Source organism: Streptomyces sp. NPDC001493, from assembly GCF_053597235.1.
In genome coordinates this window covers 40,885-61,406 of the sequence record NZ_JBSFHV010000020.1, presented here as the reverse complement: position 1 = coordinate 61,406, position 20,522 = coordinate 40,885, and the positions used below count along the sequence as shown (strand labels likewise).

Below are 20,522 nucleotides of genomic sequence, written 5' to 3'. Positions count from 1 at the left end.
TGTCCGCCCCCGGCGGGCACGTCTGCATCGTGTCGGTTCGGGCTTCAGACATCTGGGAAGTCACCCCGTTGCGCTCGCTTGCGTGTGTACCGGGGCCCGCCGCCGCCCGTTCCGGTCTCTCCCGGACTTCGTCCCGCGCATCCGGAAACCCCCATGGGCGCACGGTCACACTGCGCACCCGTACGGAACGACTGCGTAGCCCCCGAGGGAATCTTAGTGCCGCGACCGACGGGGTTTGCCCGTCGGTCGCGACCGACAGGGTCTGCCCGTCGCGTCGCTACCGGTCCTCCCGGAGCGGGCCACCGTGCAGAGGCGCCTGCCCCAGCGGAACGGGCCTACACCCTTCAGGAGATGATCCGTCGACGGATGGTTGCATTCCGGATTCGTCCACCGGCCCGGGACCGCACCGCGCACCCCCGTACGCCTCGGCGGCGACGGGTGCGACGTCCTCCGGAACCTCCAGTCGCACCAGCCCGCAGGGCGTTTCGGGGCGCTCGTACGGCAGGCTCAGCACGCCCTCGCGGCTCCAGGAACCCGTCCCGGCCAGCCAGCCCGCCGGGGCCACGAACTGATGCAGCCGACGGCCCGCCGGACGCCAGACGCCGAGCCAGCTGCCCGCCGCCCCGTCGATCCGCAACGCCACCGCGCAGGTCTCCGGCATCAGCATCTGCCCCGGCTGCACCGCGAACGGTGTGACCGCCAGATCGGCCGGACGCAGACACTCCGGGAAACGTACGGGCAAGGCGCTGCCCAGCACGCCCCAGCCGAGCCGGTCGTGTCCGGGCGCGTCGGAGCGGAGCAGGAAGAGTCCGCTGTCCGGGTCGGCGATCAGCAGCCGGTCGTTGCTCTCCGGCGTGATCTGGAGGAGCGGAGTCACCTCACCACGGCGTTCGAGGTCGACGGCGACCGTCTTCACCGGCCCCCTGCCGGGCGGCCGGCGGTCGAGCGCCAGCACGCGGCCCGCACGGTCCAGCCAGACCCCGCCGGAGCAGAGCCCCGGCACGTCGGCCACGTGTTCGGGCCCGAACGAGCCGCCCGCCACCCGCCAGACGGAGGTGGTGAAGATGCCGGGCGCCAGGGCGTACACGCTCACCCCGTCCGGGGCCGGCGGGAGCAGCGTCATCCGCTCGCACTCCACGGTCCCCAGGGAGAGCTCGCCGGTCCCGGGACCGGTCGGGTAGAGCAGCGAGAACGCGTGCCGGTCGGCGACCCGCCGCCGGATCAGCACCCGGCCGTCCGCCAGCGGCACCACCTGCGAGTCGGGCTCCTCGGGCTGGTCGAGCGGGAGCGGTACGGCGTACGGCTCCGGGCCGTCGAGCGTCCACCGCTCCGGGTACCAGCCACGGCCGAGCGCCTCGCCGCCGCCCGTCGTGAGCCGCGCCGCGTACGCACCGTCCGCCGAGAGGGTCGGCGCGCCCGCCGCGTGCGGGGTCCGATGGGCCGCCACCGCGGGGGGATGGGCGGGCGGGGGCGGGATGCGGCGGGGAAGGGGCGCGGACCCGGCGGGCGGTGCCGGGCGCAGGGTGGCCGACATCCCGGCGGCGTTGGCGGGAGCTTTGAGGGCGGGGGAGGGGGAGGTGGCGTTGGCTGGGGCTGCGGCGGGTGCCTTCGGCGCGGGGCGGGGTGCGGAGGTGGGAGCGCCGGCGCGCGCGCCGGTGGTGGGAGAACCGGTCTTCGCGCCGGTGGCGGCTGTCGTTCCTGCGGGTGCCGACGATCCGGTTGGCGTCGACGATCCGGTGGACGTGTGGAACGAGGCCGCCGCGGGCGAGCCGACCACCGCCCCGACCAGCGGGACGAGCGTGGTCGCGTCGACACTCCGGCCGGACGGGGCGCCCGTGGGCACGACCGACCGCCCGGTCACGACGACCCGGATGGCCATGCCCCCCACGCCCTCGGCGGAGCCGGACCCGCCGGACCCGCCGGAGCCGGACCCGCCGGGCGCCGACGCGCGGGGGCCGGGCACGGGCAGGGCGCCGCCGCCCGGTGCGGCGTACGGCGTGGCGGTCCGTCCGGATTCCACCGGACCCCCCGGCCCTCGCCCCTCCAGCCCCTCACGTCTCTGCGGCTTCCCGGGGGTCCCGTGGGTCCCGGGATCTTCGGGTTCTTCGGAGGCGGGTTCCGGCTCTCCGGCAGCCCCGACGCCCCCTTCGGTCAGACCTTCTTCGACACAGGCAGTCATGGGTGTGTCACCTCCGGCGACCGAAGCTAGTTTTCGCGCTTTCCTACGGCCAACGCCACACCCGCCGCGTCACACATAAGGATGGTGTAAACCTGATTTGCCCGTGAAGCGCTCCGGAGCTGTGCTTCCGCCGCTCCCTCCATGCTCCCGGCCCGCCCTGCGCCCGTACGGAGCCCGCCCAGCGCTCGTACGGAGTCCGTCCTGCGCCCGTACGGAGCCCGTACGACACCCGTGCGACGCCCGCCCGACGCCCCTCCGGCGCGCGACCGAGGTGACGATGCGTGACCGGAGCGGACCACTACGGGTGGGTACGCGCAGCCATGACCGGTGGGGTGCGCAGGCCAGGTAGCCTTTCCCCGTGCCCCGTCTGTCTGAAGTCATCGCCGCGCTCGACGCCCTCTGGCCCCCCGAGCGGGCCGAGGGGTGGGACGCGGTGGGTACGGTCTGCGGCGATCCCGACGCGGAGACCGACCGGGTCCTGTTCGCCGTCGACCCGGTGGGGAGCGTCGTCGACGAGGCGGTACGGCTCGGCGCCCAGCTGATCGTCACCCACCACCCGCTCTACCTGCGGGGTACGACGACCGTCGCGGCCGACACCTTCAAGGGCCGGGTCGTGCACACCCTCATCAGGCAGGGCATCGCGCTGCACGTCGCGCACACCAACGCCGACACCGCCGACCCCGGGGTCTCCGACGCCCTGGCCGGAGCGCTCGGCCTGCGGGTCACCGGCCCCCTGGTGCCCGACCCCACCGATCCGCACGGCCGCCGCGGCCTCGGCCGGATCTGCGAGCTGGACCACCCCGAGACGCTGAGTGACTTCGCCGCCCGCGCCGCCGCCCGGCTGCCCGCCACCGCGCAGGGCATCCGGCTGGCCGGCGACCCGGACGCGACCGTGCGCACGGTCGCCGTCAGCGGCGGCTCCGGCGACAGCCTCTTCGACGCGGTGCGTGCGGCGGGCGTCGACGCCTTCCTCACCGCCGACCTGCGCCACCACCCGGCCTCCGAGGCCGTGCAGCACTCCCCGCTCGGCCTCGTCGACGCCGCGCACTGGGCCACCGAGTGGCCCTGGTGCGAGCAGGCGGCGGCACAGCTCGACGCGATTTCCGACCGCCACGGATGGGACCTGCGGGTCCACGTCTCGAAGCAGGTCACCGACCCCTGGACCACCCACCACTCTTCTGGAGCCCCCAACTGAACGCCGCGCCCGCCGACCAGATCCGACTCCTCGACGTCCAGGCTCTCGACGTTCGCCTCGCGCAGACCGCGCACAAGCGGGCCTCGCTGCCGGAGCACGCGGAGATCGAGTCCCTCAACAACGACCTCGCGCAGCTCCGCGACCTCCTGGTCGCCTCGCAGACCGAGGAGAGCGACACCAGCCGCGAGCAGACCAAGGCGGAGCAGGACGTCGACCAGGTGCGCCAGCGCTCCGTCCGCGACCAGCAGCGTCTCGACTCCGGCGCGGTCTCCTCGCCGAAGGACCTGGAGAACCTCCAGCGCGAGATCACCTCGCTGGCCAAGCGCCAGGGCGACCTGGAGGACGTCGTCCTCGAAATCATGGAGCGCCGCGAGGCCGCCCAGGAGCGGGTCGCCGAGCTGACCGACCGGGTCGCGGCCGTCCAGGCCAAGGTCGACGACGCCACCGGGCGCCGCGACGCCGCGCTCAAGGAGTTCGACGCGCAGGCCGAGACGATCACCAAGGACCGGGCGGTCGTCGCCGACGTCATCCCCGCCGACCTGCTGAAGCTGTACGACAAGCTCCGCACCCAGCAGGGCGGCGTCGGTGCCGCCCGGCTCTACCAGCGCCGCTGCGAGGGCTGCCGCCTGGAGCTGAACATCACCGAGGTCAACGACGTGAAGGCGGCGTCTCCCGACACCGTGCTGCGCTGCGAGAACTGCCACCGCATCCTGGTGCGCACCTCGGAGTCGGGCCTGTAATGACCTCGTCCCACCAGCTCGTCGTCGAAGCCGACGGAGGTTCCCGGGGCAACCCGGGACCCGCCGGTTACGGTGCCGTCGTCGTGGATCCGGCGACCGGCGAGACCCTCGCCGAGGCCGCCGAGTACATCGGCATCGCGACGAACAACGTCGCCGAGTACCGGGGCCTGATCGCCGGCCTGCGGGCCGCGAAAGCGCTGTTCCCGGAGGCGGCGGACGGTTCCGTCCGGGTCCACGTGCGGATGGACTCGAAGCTGGTGGTCGAGCAGATGTCGGGCCGCTGGAAGATCAAGCACCCCGACATGAAGCCCCTCGCGGCGGAGGCCGCCACCGTCTTCCCGCCCTCCGCCGTCACGTACGAGTGGATGCCGCGCGAGCAGAACAAGCACGCGGATCGGCTCGCCAACGAGGCGATGGACGCGGGCCGCCGGGGCGAGCAGTGGGAGCCCTCCGCCTCCACCGCCGGGCTGGACGCCCCGGCCCGTCCGCCCGTCGGCGAGTTCGGGGACGTACCGCCCGGCGAAGTGGGCGACGCGTCCGCCGGAGCGGCCAAGGTGCGCGCCGCCCTCGCCGCCGCCCGTACCGGCTCCAGCGGTCCTACGGGCTCCAGCGGTCCCACCGGCTTTACGGGCTCCACCGGCTCTACGGGCTCCGCGAGCGCCTCCGGTGCCTCCGGTGGGGTGTCCCGTGTCCGTACCCCCGAAACGGACGCCGTCCCGGCCGCCGCGCCCCGGAGGGGGTGGACCGCCGCGCCGGACATGGGCGCCCCCGCCACCTTCCTGCTGCTCCGGCACGGGGAGACCGTCCTGACCCCGGAGAAGCGATTCTCCGGCAGCGGCGGCACCGACCCTGAACTCTCCGCGACCGGCCGCGAGCAGGCCGAACGCGCCGCCGCGCACTTCGCGGCCCTCGGCACGGTCCAGGAGATCGTCAGCTCACCGCTGCGCCGGTGCCGCGAGACGGCGGGCGCGGTGGCGGCCCGGCTCGGTCTCGACGTGACGATCGACGAGGGACTGCGCGAGACCGACTTCGGTGCCTGGGAGGGGCTCACCTTCGCCGAGGTCCGCGAACGGTACGGCTCCGACCTGACGACCTGGCTCACCGACCCCCAGGCAGCGCCGACGGGCGGCGGCGAGAGCTTCGTGGAGGTCGCGGACCGGGTGGCCGTCGCCCGCGACCGGCTGGCCGCCGCGTACACGGGCCGTACCGTGCTGCTGGTCAGCCATGTGACGCCCGTCAAGACCCTGGTCAGGCTGGCCCTGGGCGCCCCGCCGGAGTCCATGTTCCGGATGGAGCTCGCGCCCGCGTCGCTCTCCGAGGTCGCGTACTACGCCGACGGCAACGCGTCCGTACGCCTCTTCAACGAAACCTCGTACCTGCGGTAGCCCCCGGTCGGGGCGCCCCGGTCGCCCTGACCGGGGCGCACTCGGCGTCACGGCAGGGGCTCAGGTGCGCAGCGCCGCCGCCTCGGCGGCCAGCCGCTCCACCCGCGCCCAGTCCTTCGTGGCCACGGCCTCGCCCGGGAGCATCCAACTACCGCCCACGCAACCGACGTTGGGCAGGGCGAGATAGTGCGGGGCCGAAGCCGCCGAGATGCCCCCGGTGGGGCAGAACCGCGCCTGCGGCAGCGGGGCGGCGAGCGCCTTGAGATAGGCGGTACCGCCGGCCGCCTCCGCCGGGAAGAACTTCATGTCGGTGACCCCGCGTTCCAGCAGGGCGACCACCTCGGACGCGGACGAGACGCCCGGCAGGAACGGCAGGCCGGACGCCCGCATCGCCGCCAGCAGGGTGTCCGTCCACCCCGGGCTGACCAGGAACCGCGCCCCGGCGGCCACCGTCTCCGTCACGTTCGCCGCGGATATCACCGTGCCCGCGCCCACCACGGCCCCCGGCACCTCGCGGGCGATCGCCGCGATCGCCTCCAGCGCCGCGGGCGTCCGGAGCGTCACCTCGATCGCCGGGAGGCCGCCCGCGACGAGCGCCCGGGCCAGCGGTACGGCGTCCGCCGCGTCCTCCAGCACGACGACGGGGACGACGGGGGCCAGATCGAGCACGGAAGGGGACGGCGCGGACGGGGCGGAGGCAGCGGCAACGGGCGCGGGGGAGGCGGTCATGGCGTCATCCTGCCGCCGGACCACACTCCCTGCAACGGTCGTTGCACATGCTGCAACGCGACCCCGGTGCCGGACGGATGCGGACCCTCAGCGGATCTCCGTCACGGGGTCTCCCTGGCCGGATCTCCCTCACCGGACCTCCGTCAGCGGATCTTCGTCAGTGGATCTCCGTCACCACCACGTCGAGCGACCACGGCCGCCCCGCGCGGGCCGGTGCCTGGGCCTCCACCACGTAGCCGAGGTCCCGGAGAACCTCCACGAGCTGCTCCGGGCTCACCGGCGCGGCGCCCGCCTCCAGCAGGTCGCGGACCATGCGGCCCTTCGTCGCCTTGTTGAAGTGGCTGACCACGGAACGCTTCTCGACCCCGTCGACCAGCTGTGAGTGGAGCACCCGCACGCTCGCCGTACGCCCCGCGAGCTCCCCCTTGGGCTTCCACGCCGACGCGTACGCGGAGGACCGCAGGTCCAGGACGAGCCCGTCACCGGCGGCCTCCGGTAGTACCGGTTCCATCGCCGCACGCCAGTGCGCGGCGAGCGAACCGAGGCCCGGCAGCTTCACGCCCATCGAGCAGCGGTACGACGGAATCCGGTCGCCGACCCGCACGGCGCCCCACAGCCCGGAGAAGATCAGCAGCGAGGCCGAGGCCCGCCGCCGGGCCGCCGCGTCCAGGGTGGCCAGATCCAGCGCGTCGTACAGGACGCCCGTGTAGATCTCGCCGGCCGGCCGGGTCGGAGCCGTACGCAGCTCGGCGTTCTTGCCGACCTCGCCGCGCAGCCCCTCGGTGAGCCCGAGCACACCGCGCGCCTTCTCCTCGTCGGCCAGGCACAGCTCCACCAGCTCGTCCAGCACGGCCGCACGCGCCGGGGCGAGCCCCGGCAGCGACAGGGACTCGGGCTTCAGGGGTGCTCCGCGTCCCGGGGCGGCCTTGCCCTCGGAGGGCGGCAACAGCACGAGCACGGCGGTTCTCCTTCGTACGGGGGCGGAACAACCAGGTTACGGGGCCACGGGAGGGCCGCGGGCCGGTCGCGGGCGCCCCGGGGTGGGGTCTCCTTTCGGCCGTCGCGGCCTGATCTCGTACGATCGCGCTGGCCGCCACGGACGCTCCGGGGCCAGGAAAGGAAAGGCCCCAACCGCGTGACCGACCTCGCCGTCCGTGCCGCCCCTGGGTCGTGTGTCGAAAGTCCCGCCACCGGCCGCCCCCGGCAGATCGTCGCCGCAGCCCGCGCCCTGCTGGAGGAGGAGGGCCCGGAGGCCCTCACCATGCGGCGCCTGGCCGAACGAGTCGGGTTCCGGGCCTCGTCCCTGTACAAGTACTTCCCCGACAAGTCCTCGGTGGTGGCGGCCCTGGCGGCCGAGATGTACCGCGAGACGGCTGCCGTGCTGACCGCCGCCGAGGCATCGGCGCCCGGCTCGTTCCCCGTCCTGGCCACGGCCTACCGCGCCTACGCCCTGGCCCACCCCCACCTCTACCTGCTCGCCACCGGCTGCCGCCCGGACCTCCCGGCCCTCGTCCCCGACCGCCGCGAGGCCGCCGCCCCCCTCTACCGGGCCGTCGCCGGCGACGCGGACCGCGCCAGAGCCGCCTGGGCGTTCGCACACGGCATGGTCGTCCTCGAACTGAACGGCCGCTTCCCGCCGGACACCGACCTCACCGAGGCCTGGACCGCGGGCATCACCGCCTTCACGGCCTTCCCGGGGTGAGGCGGGGGGCGGCTGAGCGACCGGGAGGCGGGGCCGTTCTCCCTGCCATGAGCGGGGAGCGGCGAGGAGCCGCAGGCGGGAGCCCTTCCGCGCCGGGTACGATGGCCCCACGGCAGACGAGCCGGGCGGACGGCCGCGTGGGGATCTCCGGATCTCCCCGAGGAACGTCCGGGCTCCACAGGGCAGGGTGGTGGCTAACGGCCACCCGAGGTGACTCGCGGGACAGTGCCACAGAAAACAGACCGCCCGGGACCCAGGTCCCGGGTAAGGGTGAAACGGTGGTGTAAGAGACCACCAGCGCCTGAGGTGACTCAGGCGGCTAGGTAAACCCCACCCGGAGCAAGGTCAAGAAGGACCGTCGCAAGACGGCCCTGCGCGAACGTTCGAGGGCGGCCCGCCCGAGTTCGCGGGTAGACCGCAGGAGGCCGGCAGCAATGCCGGTCCTAGATGGATGGCCGTCTCCCCGGCCGCCGCGAGGCGACCGGGCGACAGAACCCGGCGTACAGCCCGACTCGTCTGCCGCCACCTGCTGCTTTGCCCGGAAAGGGCCCCCGGCTTGCACCGGGGGCCCTTTCCGGCTTTCCGAGAGGCTGCCACTCCGTCGGCGGTCAGCCCCGAGCCCCGAGCCGGAACATCCCGATCTCGCGAAAACCCCGACGGCTACCCTGTCGCGCATGGCGATACGACAGCGGACGTGGCGGGACGTGGACGGCGAGCGCATCGAGGGCACCTGGCGGCACGCCTTCATCCGCAACGGCAGCGGGTACTTCCTCACCGACCTGCTGATCTACGCCGACGGGATGGTGGACTGCTGGGGTCTGGAGACCCTGGACGGCTTCGCCGGCAAGCTCGCCTCCGGATGGGTCGCCACCGACCTGCCCGAAGGCGCCCGGGCATCGGCCCACCATCTCGCCTCGTGGAAATTCGCCGAGCCCAGGACCTGGCTGACCCCCGAGATGCTGCTCGGCGAGGTCCGCGACGACATCGACAACCTCAACGGCCGTCCGGACTCCACCCGCCGCTGTCTCGCCGCCGTCGACGTCTTCCGACAGCAGCCGACCGAGGCCAACCGGACCGCTGTCCGGGAAGCCTACGACGCCATCCCGGAACACCTGCGGAGATACGCCCTGGGCGACATGGACAGAAAGGACTTCCCTCTCAGGGCGATCGCGACCGGCCCGGGGAACCGGATCGAGCTGGGAAACGGAAGCACCGTCGATGTCACCGAGGAGATGCACGCCTCCGCGCTGGAGTACTTCGCGGAGCGCGAGCAGCTGCGGAAGCGGTACGAGACGGAGACACCTGCCGACGGCCCGACGGAACCGGTCGGGAGCAGCGTCCACCTCAATCAGATCGTCTTCCCGCGCGGCTGGCCCGAGAACCCGGGTCCTCTCGTGCTGCGCAACGAGTTCCCCGCACCGATCGTCATGGGCAACCGGACCTACCCCACGGTTACGCACGCCTACTGGGCGCTGGCGGTCGCCGACGAGCGCCGACAGGCCGAGATCCTTGGCGCGGAAAACCCGCGCGACGCGCGGAAGATCGCCGAGGATTCCACCGTGCGCGACGACTGGCCCCAGGTTCGGGTCGCCGTCATGACGCGCCTGCTGCGTGCGAAGTTCCAGCAACACCCCGAATTCGCCGAGACGTTGATGGCAACAGGCGCGTCCCGATTGATCTACACCGAGGTCGGGTCGACCTTTTGGGGGCAACGCGGGCTCGAAGGACGGAACTGGATGGGCCGACTGCTGGAGCTGACCCGCTCCGAACTCGTCGCCGCCAGGCTGAACATTCTGCAGTGACCGACCGCGGAAAGGGCCCTGCGAATTCGCCGTGTGCCGGGGGCCCTTCCGGGCTTTGCCGGGTGCCGCCGCCTACGGTCGGCGGTCAGCCCGTCAGGATCAGCGGGCAGTCGTCCAGGATCTGCCCGATCGCCGTTCTGCGTGCTCGCGGAAGACTGCGCGGGAGTTGTCTCAGTCTTTCGACCACCGTGGAAACCCATTCGGGGTCCCCGAGGTGTGATGCCTCTCCGCGCTCGGCCACCTGGCCGAGGAACCGGGAGAGGATCCTGATTTCCCGTGGGGGATACCAGCGCGCGTGGTGGCTGAACTCCGCTTCCCAGCCGCCGCGTCCGTTGCGCAGATGCGCCACGAGGTGTGCCGGTCCGACGTAGAAAGCTGATGCTCCTTGGAGGTTCGCCATGATTTGGGTCAATTTGGCCATCCGCTTGGAGTTGCCCAGTCGCGTCGCGACGGCGTAGAGCCGCATTTCGGTGAACGCGTCCCAGGGAACGGGAGGCTCCCCCACGCCTCCGACCCAGTAGGACATTCCGCTCTGCTCGAACCGGAGGTGATCTTTGTTCGGATCACCGATGACCCAGAAGTCGTTCACATACTCCAAAGGGCCGAGACGGTTTTTCATTTACTGACTTTCTGTCATTCGTGAGGGGTCACCCGACGGTGCGAGTGCCCCCCTGTGCATCAGCCGGGCCGTGAGATCAGCACTCGTCCAGGATCTGCCCGATCGCCGTTCCGCGTGCTCGCGGAAGACCGCGCGGAAGTTGTCTCAGCCTTTCGACCACCGTGGAAACCCATTCGGGATCTCCGAGGTGTGATGCCTCTCCGCGCTCGGCCACCTGGCCGAGGAACCGGGAGAGGATCCTGATTTCCCGTGGGGGATACCAGCGCGCGTGGTGGCTGAACTCCGCTTTCCAGCCGCCGCGTCCGTTGCGCAGGTGCGCCATGAGGTGCGCAGGTCCGCCGCCGGAGACGGACGCTCCCGAAAGGTTCATGATGATCTCGTTGGCCTTGGCCAGCCCCTTGGAGTTGCCCAGGCGCGTCGCGACGGCGTAGATCTCCATTTCGGTGAACGCGTCCCAGGGAGCCGGGGGTGCTCCCACGCCTCCGACCCAGTGGGACATTCCGCTCTGCTCGAACCGGAGATGATCTTTGTTCGGATCGCCGATGACCCAGGAGTCGTTTGCGTACTCCAGAGGGCCGAGACGGTTGTTCATCTACTGATCTCCTGCGAACTGCCAGGCGGAACCGATGAAAGCCTCGACTCCCCGCATGATCCTTTTCTCCGCATTGCCTTGAGGGGGGACGGATTTTCCGAACTTCATGGTCCTGGCCGCTTGGGCCGCGGGTATGCCCGTCGTCACCTTGCCGAAAGGGTAGTCCATCGCCAGATCCTTGGCGAACCCTCCAATGTCCCTTCGGTGGCTCCCGATGATTCCGTTGTCCTGTCCGCTCTTGGAAACGAAAAACTCTCAGGGTGTCCCGTCGACGACGACATGGGCCACTCCGGTAAAGGGCGCTCCGACCACGGCGTAACCCGCCCATGTGGCCATTGAGTCCCGGTGATTGACGACCCAATGTGCGACAAGATCGCCCCCCGTGACGTCAACGGCGATGACACCCTTCAGGCGTGAGCGTCGGACAGAGGACCGCTCCGATGGCGCGCACCGACCACCACGGATCACGGAAAGCCCTTAGTCTTCTGCCTGCGCCGCTGCCCGCGTCGCGCACACGTGTGTGAGGACCAGGACGGAAGCATGTCGGGAGAGATTTCACCCACCGGGAAGCGCTCGGATCCCGGCTCGACGCCCGAGTTGCGGGCCTCCCACGCCGACCGGGACCGGGTGGTGGACGTGCTGCGCATCGCGGCGGGGGACGGTCTGCTGGACGCGGACGAGCTGGACGAGCGGGTGGAAGTCGCGCTGTCGGCACGGACTTTGAGTGAACTGGCCGTACTCACCGCCGACCTGCCGGCCCTGTCGGTCGCCGCGGACGGTACGGCCGCCGAGGTCAAGGACGTCGTCCGGATCGAGCAGGTCTTCAGCGGCCCGATCGAGCGGACGGGCCGCTGGGTGCTGCCGCGGCGGCTGGAGCTCGCGGTGAGCTGGTGCGACGTGACGCTCGACTTCACCGAGGCCGTGGTCACGCAGGACACCCTGAGGATCGACGTGGCCATGGCGGGAAAGAGCCTGACGCTGATCACGAAGCCGGGTGTCGAGATCGATGTCGACGGCCTGGTCCTGGTGCACTGCAAGCTCAAGCACCGCCGTGCGCCGCAGCCCGACGGCGTACCGACCATGCTGCGGGTGCGGCTCGTCGGCCAGAAGGCCCACGGCAACGTGGTGGTGCGGCCCCCGCGGCGGACGCTCGGGCAGTGGCTGCTGCGCAGGCCCGCCGCCTGAGGAGCGCCGCGCCGGGCCAGGGAGGTCGGGGCCGGTCCGCTACCAGGTGGCGGCGCCGGTGAGTTCGGTGACCGGGCGGCGCGCGGCCTCGGGGAGACCGAGCCGGCGGCGGGCCCGGTGGACGGCGGCGAGCTGCTCGGCCCCGGGCGGGCCCCAGTCGGAGAGCTCGGCGACCTGCTCAGGGGTGGCCAGGACACGGGTGTGCGTACGGTCGGTGGGCGCGGGGCCGACGCCGTCGAGCGCCGCGGCGTACCGCAGCCGGCCGGGCTGGCCCGCGGGAGCCGTCAGGTGGCCGAGGAGCAGGGGTGTACCGATCCGGGCCGCCGCGTCTTCGGCGGCCCCGCGCCGCAGGGTCGCCACCGGGTCGCCTCCGTCGTGCGCCGCGCTCTCGGCCCCCGGCAGGCGGGCGGCGCCGGTGTCGGGGTCGAGGAGGGCGAGCACGCGGCCGTCCGGTGCGAAGAGCCACCCCCGGACCTCGGCCGCGTGCAGCCGGGCCGGGGTCGTGCCCGGGTGCCACGGATGGCGCTGCTCGGTGCGGGCCGTCCCGAGGACGCCGAGGCGGTCGAGGACCGTGGGGGCGAGCGGGCGGCCGTTCTCCAGCAGCACCGCGCCGGAGCCGTTGATCCGGGCGCGCAGCGCGGAGAGGGCGCGGCGGGCGTCGACGGGGGAGAGCAGGCCGGGCAGCCGGGCGGGTTCGACGAACTCGATGCCCGTGATCTCGCTCTCGGGCAGGCGGATTTCGGCGATCCGGCCGGCGTCCCACGTACCGCCGTCGAAGACGTGCAGGAGTTCGCCGGGGAACCGCATGCTCGCGGGCGCGCCGACGGTGTCGGCGGAGACCCAGTCGACGGCGAGACCTCGGTCGACCACGGCGGCGACCCCGAGCTCCTCCATCAGTTCGCGCGCGGCGGCGTGCGCGGGTGACTCGCCCTTGTCGACGGCGCCGCCCGGCAGGAGACGCGTGTCGCGGTAGTCGACGCTCTGGACCAGGACCTGCCCGAGCTGGTCGGTGATCAGCACGGAGGTGCCCGCCCACAGGGCGGCCGAGGCGCGTAAGGCTCCGTACTCCTCGTCGCTCATCGCCGTGCCGGGCCGTTCGTCCGAGGGGGAGGTCGTTGTCATCGGTGCTCCGGTCTTGGGAGGGAGTGAGGGGAGAGGGGGAGTGGGGGCGTGGAGGGAGGGGCGAACGCCGTTACGAAGGGGGGCGGTTCGCGTTGGTACGGGGGTGGGGGACCGGTCCGGGCGTGAGCCGGGTGAAGTACTCGTGGCGCAGGATGCGGTTGCGGCGGTCCGCGTCGAGGCGGGAGAGGAGGGCGGGCAGCGGTCGCACGCACAGGAGTTGACTGCGGTGAGAGGCGATCGCCGCCCATTTGGCGTCGAGTTGGTCGGTCACGTCCACGGCGGTGGTCGCGTACGCGTCCGGCACGCTCAGCACCGTCTTGCCGACACCATCCAGCAGGAGACCGAGTTCGCCCGCCTCGGAGGCGGGGTGCGTCCCCGCGTAGAGGGCGTCGGTCCGCCACGGTTCACCGGCCTCGGGGTACAGCCCGGCGAGCCCGGCGGCCTGCACGGCGAGCAGGGTCACCTGATGGGTGCGCCGATGGTCCGGGTGGCCGGTGAGCTGGCCGAAGGCGTCATGGGTGAGGACTGCGGCAGGGCGGAACTCCCTGATCTGCGCGACCACCCGGGCGACGGCCTCGTCCAGGTCCACGTCGCACAGGCGGGGCCGGCCGGGCGCGGAGGACTCGTTGCGGGCGTCGCGGTACCCGAGCATCCGCGGTGTGCCCGCGCCGAGAACGGCCAGCGCGGCGGCGAGTTCCGCGGCCCGGGGGCTGTCCGGCGCCCAGGTCGTGGTGACGACCGCCGTGCGGGAACCGGCGGCGGCGTGCTGGGCGAGCACACCACCGGCGAGGATGCTCTCGTCGTCGGGGTGCGCGAAGACCCCCAGCACCGACGGGAGGGGTGCGGAGTCCGGCGAGAGGGAGGGAGCCCAGGAGGCGGGCGTCGCCGTTCGGGGCGGGGCGTCAGACACGGATTCCTCCAGGGGTGGACGGTGCGGAAGGCGCGGACGGTGCGGACGGCGTCGAAGGTGCGGCCGGCGCGGGCAGGCGGACCGTCGTCCGGCCGGGCCACCGGAGGACCAGCCGGGCGGACGGCATGTCGAGCACGTCGCCGGGCGGCAGCTCCTCGTCGGGGGTGCCGCCCGGGTGGACGGTCATGGCGGGGTACCCGCGGTCCCGCACCTGCCGGTCCCACGCCCGTACGCACCCCGCGAGCCGCTCGGCCAGCTCCGGGCCGGCCGGGCCGTGGGCGCGTACGACGAACTCGCTGCGACGGTCGGCCGGTTCGGGACCTCCGCGGATCTGGGCCCAGGTCAGGCAGGCGAGAGAACCGTCGGACACCAGCGCGGGGGCGTCCTGCCGGGCCCCCAGCACCGAGCCCTCCGCAGCCGTGAGCAGACAGGAACCCGGCTCGGTGGTCGCGACGTAGAGCAGCAGAGTCTCGAAGGAGTACCCGCCGGGGACGAAGACGCCCGTCGCCACCTCGAACTCCGGCCCGCGCAGCGCCTCTTCGAGCCGGGTGGCGTCACCGCCGCCGCCGGGCGCACCGTCCGCCCACCGTACGGTGACCGTGCCTCCGGCCAGGGAGAGGGCGGCGGCGGTACGGGCGGCGGAGCCGCGGTCCCGTACGAAGCCGCAGTACGTCCACCCCTCCGCGGCCAGGACCTCGCCGCGCCGGACCAGCGCGACCGCGCGCGTACAGCCGTTGATGTCCAGGGGGACGACCAGGCGGGCACCCTCGGCGAGTTGATCCCGCCAGGCCGGGGCGATGTCCGACGCGGTGTGGGTGACGATCACGCCTGTGAAGCCGCCCGCCGGGACGTGGGCGGGGGCGCCCGCACGGCCGTCGCCGAGCAGGGCGGTGACCCGGCCGCTGCCGGCCTCCGCGCAGAGCCGGGCGGTGCGGTGCACCACGTACGGGTCGATGTCCACGGTGACGACCCGGCCGCGTCCGCCGAGCACGTGCGCGAGCAGCTCCGCGTCGTACCCGCCGGAGCCGATCTCCAGGACCGTCGCCGCCCCCGGCTCCAGGCGCAGCCGTTCGATCATGTCGGCCTGGAGCCAGGGCGCCGAGACCGAGCTGACCGCTTCCTCGGCACAGTCGCGTACGGTCACCACCGCGTTTCTGTCGTCGTACGCCTGGGCCGGTGGGGTCTCGGGTACGAACCGGTGCCTGGGCACCTCGCGCAGCGCGGCCCGGACCCGGGCGGACGGCGCCCAGCCGCCCTCGGCGACGGCGTCCGCCATCCGCGCCCGGAGGCGTACCGCCTCGGCCGGTTCGCCGGGCACGGGCGGTACGGCGGTGGCGCACGGGTAGGAGTGGACGGGCACCAGCCCGGGCAGCACCCCCGGCCACACCGCGTGCAGCGCCTGGGCGGAGGGGGCGAAGAGGTTCCCCAGCGTGGCCAGACCGTGCGGGTCGTGCCACTCCCAGCGGGCGAACCGGTGCGGCTCGGGCAGGCCGAGCTCCCCGCCCCACCGGGTCACCCGGACCACGACCGTGAGGCGGCGCACGTCCGCCCGGTCGTCGTGGAGCACCGCCAGCACATGGGCGTCGTCCGCACGCGCGGTCAGCCCGGTCTCCTCCGCCAGCTCCCGTACGGCCGCGGCGGGCGCGGACTCACCCGTCTCCACCCGCCCGCCGGGCAGCTCCCACATGCCCTTGGCCGAGCGCCCCAGGAGCACCCGCCCGGACGGATCGGTGACCACCGCGGCGGCACCGACCACCGCCTGCGGGGCGGGCACGCCCTTCTCCAGCGCGACGAAGGTCCCGCCGGGCCTCCGCAGCACCAGGAACGCCAGGCCCGCCGCGTCGAACCGGGCGGTCTCCTCGAAGCCGTCGGCGAGGAGGGCGAGCTCGTCCTCGTCCAGGGCGATGCGGCGCCGCTCCTCGGAGGCGGCGGCATCGGAGGCGGCTCCATCGACGACAGGGGTGACGACGGGAGTGATCACGACGACCGCGCCGCCCTCGCGGAGCCGGGCGCCGAGGCCGCGCAGGACCCGGGAGCGGTCGCGGAGGAAGGCGACGGAGAGCCGGAAGGTCACCAGGTCGTACCCGTCCTCGTGCAGGGGGGCCGGATCGTCGTGCTCGATGTCCAGGTTCAGCCAGCGCACCCCCGGGGCCCCGGCGTGCTCCGCGCGGGCGCGGTCGAGGGCGCCCTCGGCGAAGTCGGCGCCGTCGACGGCGTACCCCAGCGAGGTCAGGAACACCGCGAGTTCGCCCGTACCGCAGCAGGCGTCCAGCGCCCGGCCGCCGCCCCCGGGCGCCGGGACGTGCTCGGTCAGCAGCCGCTTCTCCTCGTCCCCGAGCCGGGCGAAGCCGCGCCCCTCGGCGAAGTGTGCGGACCAGTCGGCCCTCGCGTATGCCACGGATCGCTCTCCTCTGTGTCGACGACACGCCCCCGGGGGCGGCGGCTGCTCCGGCCGGGGCACCAGGCTCAACGACGGGACGGGGACGACGAACGCGTGTGTTTCGGTCGAGCCCGGGGCGCGGCACACCAGGCCGTACGTACGTGCGGCGTGCATCAACCCGTGCGGCACAAGGGACCCGGCCCGGCGGAGGATGGCCGAAACTCCCGGAAACGGCGCAGCAGTACGGACGCCCCGCGCTTTCGGGTCCGGTTGCCGCCCGGCCGGGCCCCCATAACGATGAGGGGGTGGAAGACGGAGGGCCGTCCCGGCAGGCGCGGCACGAACAGCGCGCCTTGCGCGTCTCGATGGCGGTCTCGGTCGCCGTCGCGGTGGTGGGCGTGGCGTGGGGGCTCGCCGCCGGATCGCAGGTGATCCTCCTCGACGGCGTCTACACGGTCCTCGGCCTCGGGCTGTCCTGGCTCGCACTGCGCGCCTCACGCCTCGCCGCGGCCGGTCCGACGCCGCGCTTCCCGTTCGGGCGGGAGACCCTGGTGCCGGTGGTCGTGGGGGTGCAGGGCCTCGCCCTGCTCGGCACGCTCGGCTACGCCGCCGTGGAGGCGGTACGGGTCATCCTCGACGGCGGGTCCGAGGTGGCGGCGCTGGGCCTGGCCGTGTACGGAGCGGTGACCGGGCTGGCCTGCCTCGCGACGTACGCCCATCTGGCGCGGCGCGGCCCGCGCTCGGACCTGATCCGTACGGAGGCCACGGTCTGGCTCGCCGGTGCGGTCGCCAGTCTCCTCATCGCGGTGGGCGGCGCGGTGGCGCTGCTGCTGGGCACGACGGTGTGGCACGGCGCGAAGCAGTACGCCGACTCGGTGCTGGTCCTGCTGAGCTGCCTGCTGCTCGGCGGGCTGCCCGTACGCATGCTCCGGCAGGCAACGTCCGAGCTGCTGGAGTCCGCCCCGGAACCTGCCGTGCAGCAGGGGGTGCGTGAGGTGGTGGAGCGGGTGCGCGCCGCCGAAGGACTCCCCGAACCGGTGCTGCGCACCAGCAAGGTGGGTCAGAAGCTCTACGTCGAGATCGCGTTCGTGGTGCCGCCGCACAGCTGGGACGTCGCGGGCGAGGACCGGGTGCGCCGGGCGCTGCGGGACGGGCTGACCGCCCTGCCCTACGAACCGTGGAGCGTCGTCGAGATCACCTCCGATCCCGGGCTGGTGCTCTGAGCCCGGCGGACGGGTCTCCGGATCACCGGAGGCCGCCCGGCGGGGCCGCTCCTCCCGTCCTCTCCGGTGCCGCGGACGAGCCCGTACGGCCCCGGGCGGCCTCGTCCACCCCGTCCCACCTCGGGTGTTGGCGTACGAACCGCTCGTCGCGCCGAGGGGTTCCACCCCAACTCGCCCCTCCGAAGGGGCAGAAGGAACCCGGCAGGGATTGAAATCCTTTACGCGACCCCCATATGATGCGTTGCGTAGCGGCGGATCAGAAAAAAGATTCGCCGCACGACGAGACCGGACAAGGGAGGTGGCCATGACTGCGAGCTTCACACCGACGGTGCTGTGCCCCCTCGCGAGCCCGGCGTCGACGTCGAGCGTCACCCTGCCGCAGACCGACCGTGTGCGCGCGAGTGCGGTGCGGCACGAGTGTTGTCGTCTCTGTTGTTGTACGGCTGAGATCCCGCTGTTCGGCTGAGTTCGCCCAGGCCGGCCCAGCACCTGACGGGTGCCCCGGGCCGGTGGAGCTCGCCCTGCCAGGTCCCGCCGCCCCTGTCCGGCCGCTTCCGCCCGCTGGTCCGGGTGACCCGTGCGCGGGTGCGCGACCGCCGGTCACCGGCGCCGATTCCTTGAGTGTCGCCTCGCTTCGACGTGGTCCCGACCGATCGCCCTGTCACCGCGCAGAGAGCGGATCATATTCGGAATTGCTCGTTGTGATCCGTACTCGCCCGCCCTCATTCATCCCATCCACCGCCGACGTGCGCGCTCAACGACCGTGCGCACGGGGCGTCCGCCTGCGACACGGAGCATGATGTCCAACGCACTCGCGCGTACCTTCCAGGCCGTACCGCTGTGGGGCCGACCGTCCCGGCCGGTGATCATCGGCGTCAGCCTGGTGGTGTCGCTTCTGTCGATCGCGCTCTCCGTCGTCATCGGTACGGCGGGCATCGGCCTGGGCGACGTCCTCCACACCATCGCCATCCACGTCTTCGGCGCCCGGCCGAGCGAGAGCTTCCGGCCCACGGACGTGATCGTCACCGAACTCCGCCTGCCCCGAGCCCTGTTGGCCTTCCTCGCGGGGGCCGCGCTCTCGGTGTCCGGGGTCGTCATGCAAGGGCTGCTGCGCAACCCGCTGGTGAGCCCCTACACCCTCGGCCTCTCCCCGGCGGCGTCCTTCGGGGCCGCGCTCGCCATCGTGCTCTCCAACAAGGCCGGACACACCCCGTCCTCGGTCGTGGTGATCTTCAGCGCCCTGCTCTTCAGCCTGATCGTCTCGCTGATCGTCCTCGGAGTGGCGTCCCTGAAACGTATGAAGGCCATCACGCTGCTCCTGGTCGGCATGGCCTTCTTCCAGCTCTTCGAAGCACTCACCTCGGCCACGCAGTTCTTCGCCGACGAGAACACCCTGGCCGAGATCGTCCACTGGACCTTCGGCTCGGTGAACGACGCCACCTGGCAACAGGTGCTCGTCGTCACCATCCTGCTCGCGGCCACGCTGCCTTACCTCTTCGCCCGCGCCAAGGCGCTCAACGCCATCGCGTTCGCCGGCGACGACGCCGCGGCGAGCCTCGGCGTCAACGTACGCCGCACCCGCCTGGTGCTCATCGTCGTGGTGGTCGTCCTCACCGCGGTCGTCGTGTCCTTCACCGGAGTGATCGGCTTCGTGGGACTGGTCGGCCCGCACATCGCCCGCCTGGTGGTGGGCTCGGACCACCGCTACCTGCTGCCGTTCGGGGCCATAGCCGGCGGCCTGCTCATCCTCTGCGCGGACGTGGTCGGCCGGTCCGTGCTCTCCCCGGTCGTCATCCCCGTCGGCATCGTCGTCGCACTCATCGGCGCGCCGCTCTTCATCAACCTCGTACTCTCGAAAGGGACGTTGGCCCAGTCATGACGCTCTCCGTCGAAGGCGTGGCCTTCTCCTACTCCCGCAGCCGGCCCGTGCTGCACGATGTGAACCTGGCCGTGCGGCGGGGCGAGTTCGTCGGGCTGCTCGGACCGAACGGCTCGGGCAAGTCGACGCTGACCAAGCTGATCGCCCGGGTCAACCGGATGCGCACCGGCTCGATCAGCTTCCAGGACAAGCCCCTCCACCACCTGCGGATGAGCGAACACGCCAAGGTGGTCGCCTATGTGCCGCAGTCCGGAGAACCGACCTTCCAGCTCTCCGTACGCGACTCGGTGCTGCTCGGCCGTACGCCGTACTTCGGGATGCGGCCCCGCTCCCGCGACTGGGAGATCGCCGACGCCGCGATCGAGCACATGGGGCTCACCGGCATGGCGGCGCTCTCGGTGGGGGACCTCAGCGGTGGCCAGGCGCAGCGCGTCCTCATCGCCCGCGCCATCGCCCAGGAGCCGGAGATCCTGCTGCTGGACGAGCCCACCAGCGCGCTCGACCTGCGCTACCAGGTCGAAACCCTGCGCCACGTACGTGATCTGACGCGCAGTCGGAACCTCGTCTCGCTCATCGCCATCCACGACCTCAACCTGGCGGCCCGCTTCTGCGACAAGGTCGCGATCCTCCAGGGCGGCCGGATCATCGCGTTCGGCCGCCCCAACGACGTGTACGACAGCCGGATGCTGGAGCAGGTGTACGGCCTGGAGGTCGACCTCTTCGAGCGCGACGGAACCGTACAGGTGCACCCGGTCATCGGACCAGCGGCCGTCGAACCCCTGGCCGCCGCCTCCTGACGCCCGACGCCGGCCCTCCCCCCCCGCCCGGAGATCCACCCGCGCCCGGAGATCCACCCCCGCGCCCCGAGAACCACCCCCAT

17 protein-coding genes and 1 other RNA gene are annotated in these 20,522 nt (G+C 72.7%); 10 read left to right on the top strand and 8 right to left on the bottom strand.

The window, feature by feature from the left end; translation table 11 throughout:
* Positions 1-277: 277 nt before the first annotated feature.
* Positions 278-2,020 (bottom strand): hypothetical protein, encoded by a 1,743-nt coding sequence (locus tag ACWCWD_RS26115; protein WP_450776216.1) that lies wholly within the window; start codon positions 2,018-2,020, stop codon positions 278-280.
* Between the two features lie 517 nt (positions 2,021-2,537).
* On the opposite strand from ACWCWD_RS26115, the gene ACWCWD_RS26110 reads away from it, so the two are divergent.
* Genes ACWCWD_RS26110 through ACWCWD_RS26100 form a run of 3 tightly spaced genes read left to right on the top strand, consistent with a single transcriptional unit; the run spans position 2,538 to position 5,499 of the window.
* On the top strand, positions 2,538-3,374 hold the full coding sequence (locus ACWCWD_RS26110) for a Nif3-like dinuclear metal center hexameric protein (protein WP_450776214.1): 837 nt from the start codon (positions 2,538-2,540) through the stop codon (positions 3,372-3,374).
* Positions 3,371-4,114, top strand: coding sequence for a zinc ribbon domain-containing protein (locus tag ACWCWD_RS26105; protein WP_450776388.1), 744 nt, complete (start codon positions 3,371-3,373; stop codon positions 4,112-4,114). Before ACWCWD_RS26110 ends, ACWCWD_RS26105 begins: the two co-directional genes overlap by 4 nt.
* Entirely contained in the window at positions 4,114-5,499 is a 1,386-nt protein-coding gene (locus ACWCWD_RS26100; protein WP_450776212.1) for a bifunctional RNase H/acid phosphatase, read from the top strand. The genes ACWCWD_RS26105 and ACWCWD_RS26100 overlap by 1 nt, the downstream gene beginning before the upstream one ends.
* Before the next feature lie 60 nt (positions 5,500-5,559).
* On the opposite strand, the gene eda is transcribed toward ACWCWD_RS26100, so the two are convergent.
* Positions 5,560-6,228: a bifunctional 4-hydroxy-2-oxoglutarate aldolase/2-dehydro-3-deoxy-phosphogluconate aldolase gene (gene eda / locus ACWCWD_RS26095; RefSeq protein WP_450776210.1), complete on the bottom strand. Its 669-nt coding sequence runs from the start codon at positions 6,226-6,228 to the stop codon at positions 5,560-5,562.
* Between the two features lie 157 nt (positions 6,229-6,385).
* Entirely contained in the window at positions 6,386-7,186 is an 801-nt protein-coding gene (gene yaaA / locus ACWCWD_RS26090; protein ID WP_450776208.1) for a peroxide stress protein YaaA, read from the bottom strand.
* A gap of 177 nt (positions 7,187-7,363) precedes the next feature.
* On the opposite strand from yaaA, the gene ACWCWD_RS26085 reads away from it, so the two are divergent.
* The 3 genes from ACWCWD_RS26085 to ACWCWD_RS26075 all read left to right on the top strand — a co-directional run bounded on the left by ACWCWD_RS26085 (position 7,364) and on the right by ACWCWD_RS26075 (position 9,732).
* On the top strand, positions 7,364-7,930 hold the full coding sequence (locus ACWCWD_RS26085) for a TetR/AcrR family transcriptional regulator (protein ID WP_450776206.1): 567 nt from the start codon (positions 7,364-7,366) through the stop codon (positions 7,928-7,930).
* 117 nt (positions 7,931-8,047) lie between these two features.
* Positions 8,048-8,449: RNase P RNA component class A (gene rnpB / locus ACWCWD_RS26080), an RNA gene on the top strand.
* 155 nt (positions 8,450-8,604) lie between these two features.
* Positions 8,605-9,732 (top strand): NADAR family protein, encoded by a 1,128-nt coding sequence (locus ACWCWD_RS26075; RefSeq protein WP_450776204.1) that lies wholly within the window; start codon positions 8,605-8,607, stop codon positions 9,730-9,732.
* An 85-nt stretch (positions 9,733-9,817) separates the two neighbouring features.
* Here the strand turns inward: ACWCWD_RS26075 and ACWCWD_RS26070 are convergent, their stop codons facing one another.
* Both ACWCWD_RS26070 and ACWCWD_RS26065 read right to left on the bottom strand, forming a co-directional pair.
* Positions 9,818-10,351: a hypothetical protein gene (locus tag ACWCWD_RS26070; RefSeq protein ID WP_450776202.1), complete on the bottom strand. Its 534-nt coding sequence runs from the start codon at positions 10,349-10,351 to the stop codon at positions 9,818-9,820.
* A 76-nt stretch (positions 10,352-10,427) separates the two neighbouring features.
* Complete coding sequence (locus ACWCWD_RS26065; RefSeq protein ID WP_450776200.1) at positions 10,428-10,943, bottom strand: hypothetical protein; 516 nt, start codon at positions 10,941-10,943, stop codon at positions 10,428-10,430.
* Between the two features lie 540 nt (positions 10,944-11,483).
* Here ACWCWD_RS26065 and ACWCWD_RS26060 point away from each other — a divergent pair.
* The gene (locus ACWCWD_RS26060; RefSeq protein ID WP_450776198.1) at positions 11,484-12,128 is read left to right on the top strand and encodes a DUF1707 SHOCT-like domain-containing protein; all 645 of its coding nucleotides are present in this window, start codon (positions 11,484-11,486) and stop codon (positions 12,126-12,128) included.
* A 39-nt stretch (positions 12,129-12,167) separates the two neighbouring features.
* Here the strand turns inward: ACWCWD_RS26060 and ACWCWD_RS26055 are convergent, their stop codons facing one another.
* The 3 genes from ACWCWD_RS26055 to fxlM all read right to left on the bottom strand — a co-directional run bounded on the left by ACWCWD_RS26055 (position 12,168) and on the right by fxlM (position 16,558).
* Positions 12,168-13,250, bottom strand: a complete 1,083-nt coding sequence (locus ACWCWD_RS26055; protein WP_450776196.1) for an NUDIX domain-containing protein — start codon at positions 13,248-13,250, stop codon at positions 12,168-12,170.
* A gap of 70 nt (positions 13,251-13,320) precedes the next feature.
* Positions 13,321-14,079 (bottom strand): PIG-L deacetylase family protein, encoded by a 759-nt coding sequence (locus ACWCWD_RS26050; RefSeq protein ID WP_450776386.1) that lies wholly within the window; start codon positions 14,077-14,079, stop codon positions 13,321-13,323.
* A 73-nt stretch (positions 14,080-14,152) separates the two neighbouring features.
* A complete protein-coding gene (fxlM, locus tag ACWCWD_RS26045) occupies positions 14,153-16,558 on the bottom strand; it encodes a methyltransferase, FxLD system (RefSeq protein WP_450776194.1) in 2,406 nt (801 codons plus the stop codon).
* A 287-nt stretch (positions 16,559-16,845) separates the two neighbouring features.
* On the opposite strand from fxlM, the gene ACWCWD_RS26040 reads away from it, so the two are divergent.
* The 3 genes from ACWCWD_RS26040 (at position 16,846) to ACWCWD_RS26030 (ending at position 20,439) form a co-directional block, all read left to right on the top strand.
* Positions 16,846-17,763, top strand: a complete 918-nt coding sequence (locus tag ACWCWD_RS26040; RefSeq protein WP_450776192.1) for a cation transporter — start codon at positions 16,846-16,848, stop codon at positions 17,761-17,763.
* 799 nt (positions 17,764-18,562) lie between these two features.
* Entirely contained in the window at positions 18,563-19,642 is a 1,080-nt protein-coding gene (locus ACWCWD_RS26035) for a FecCD family ABC transporter permease (RefSeq protein WP_450776190.1), read from the top strand.
* Positions 19,639-20,439 (top strand): ABC transporter ATP-binding protein, encoded by an 801-nt coding sequence (locus ACWCWD_RS26030; RefSeq protein WP_450776188.1) that lies wholly within the window; start codon positions 19,639-19,641, stop codon positions 20,437-20,439. Before ACWCWD_RS26035 ends, ACWCWD_RS26030 begins: the two co-directional genes overlap by 4 nt.
* Positions 20,440-20,522 lie beyond the last annotated feature (83 nt).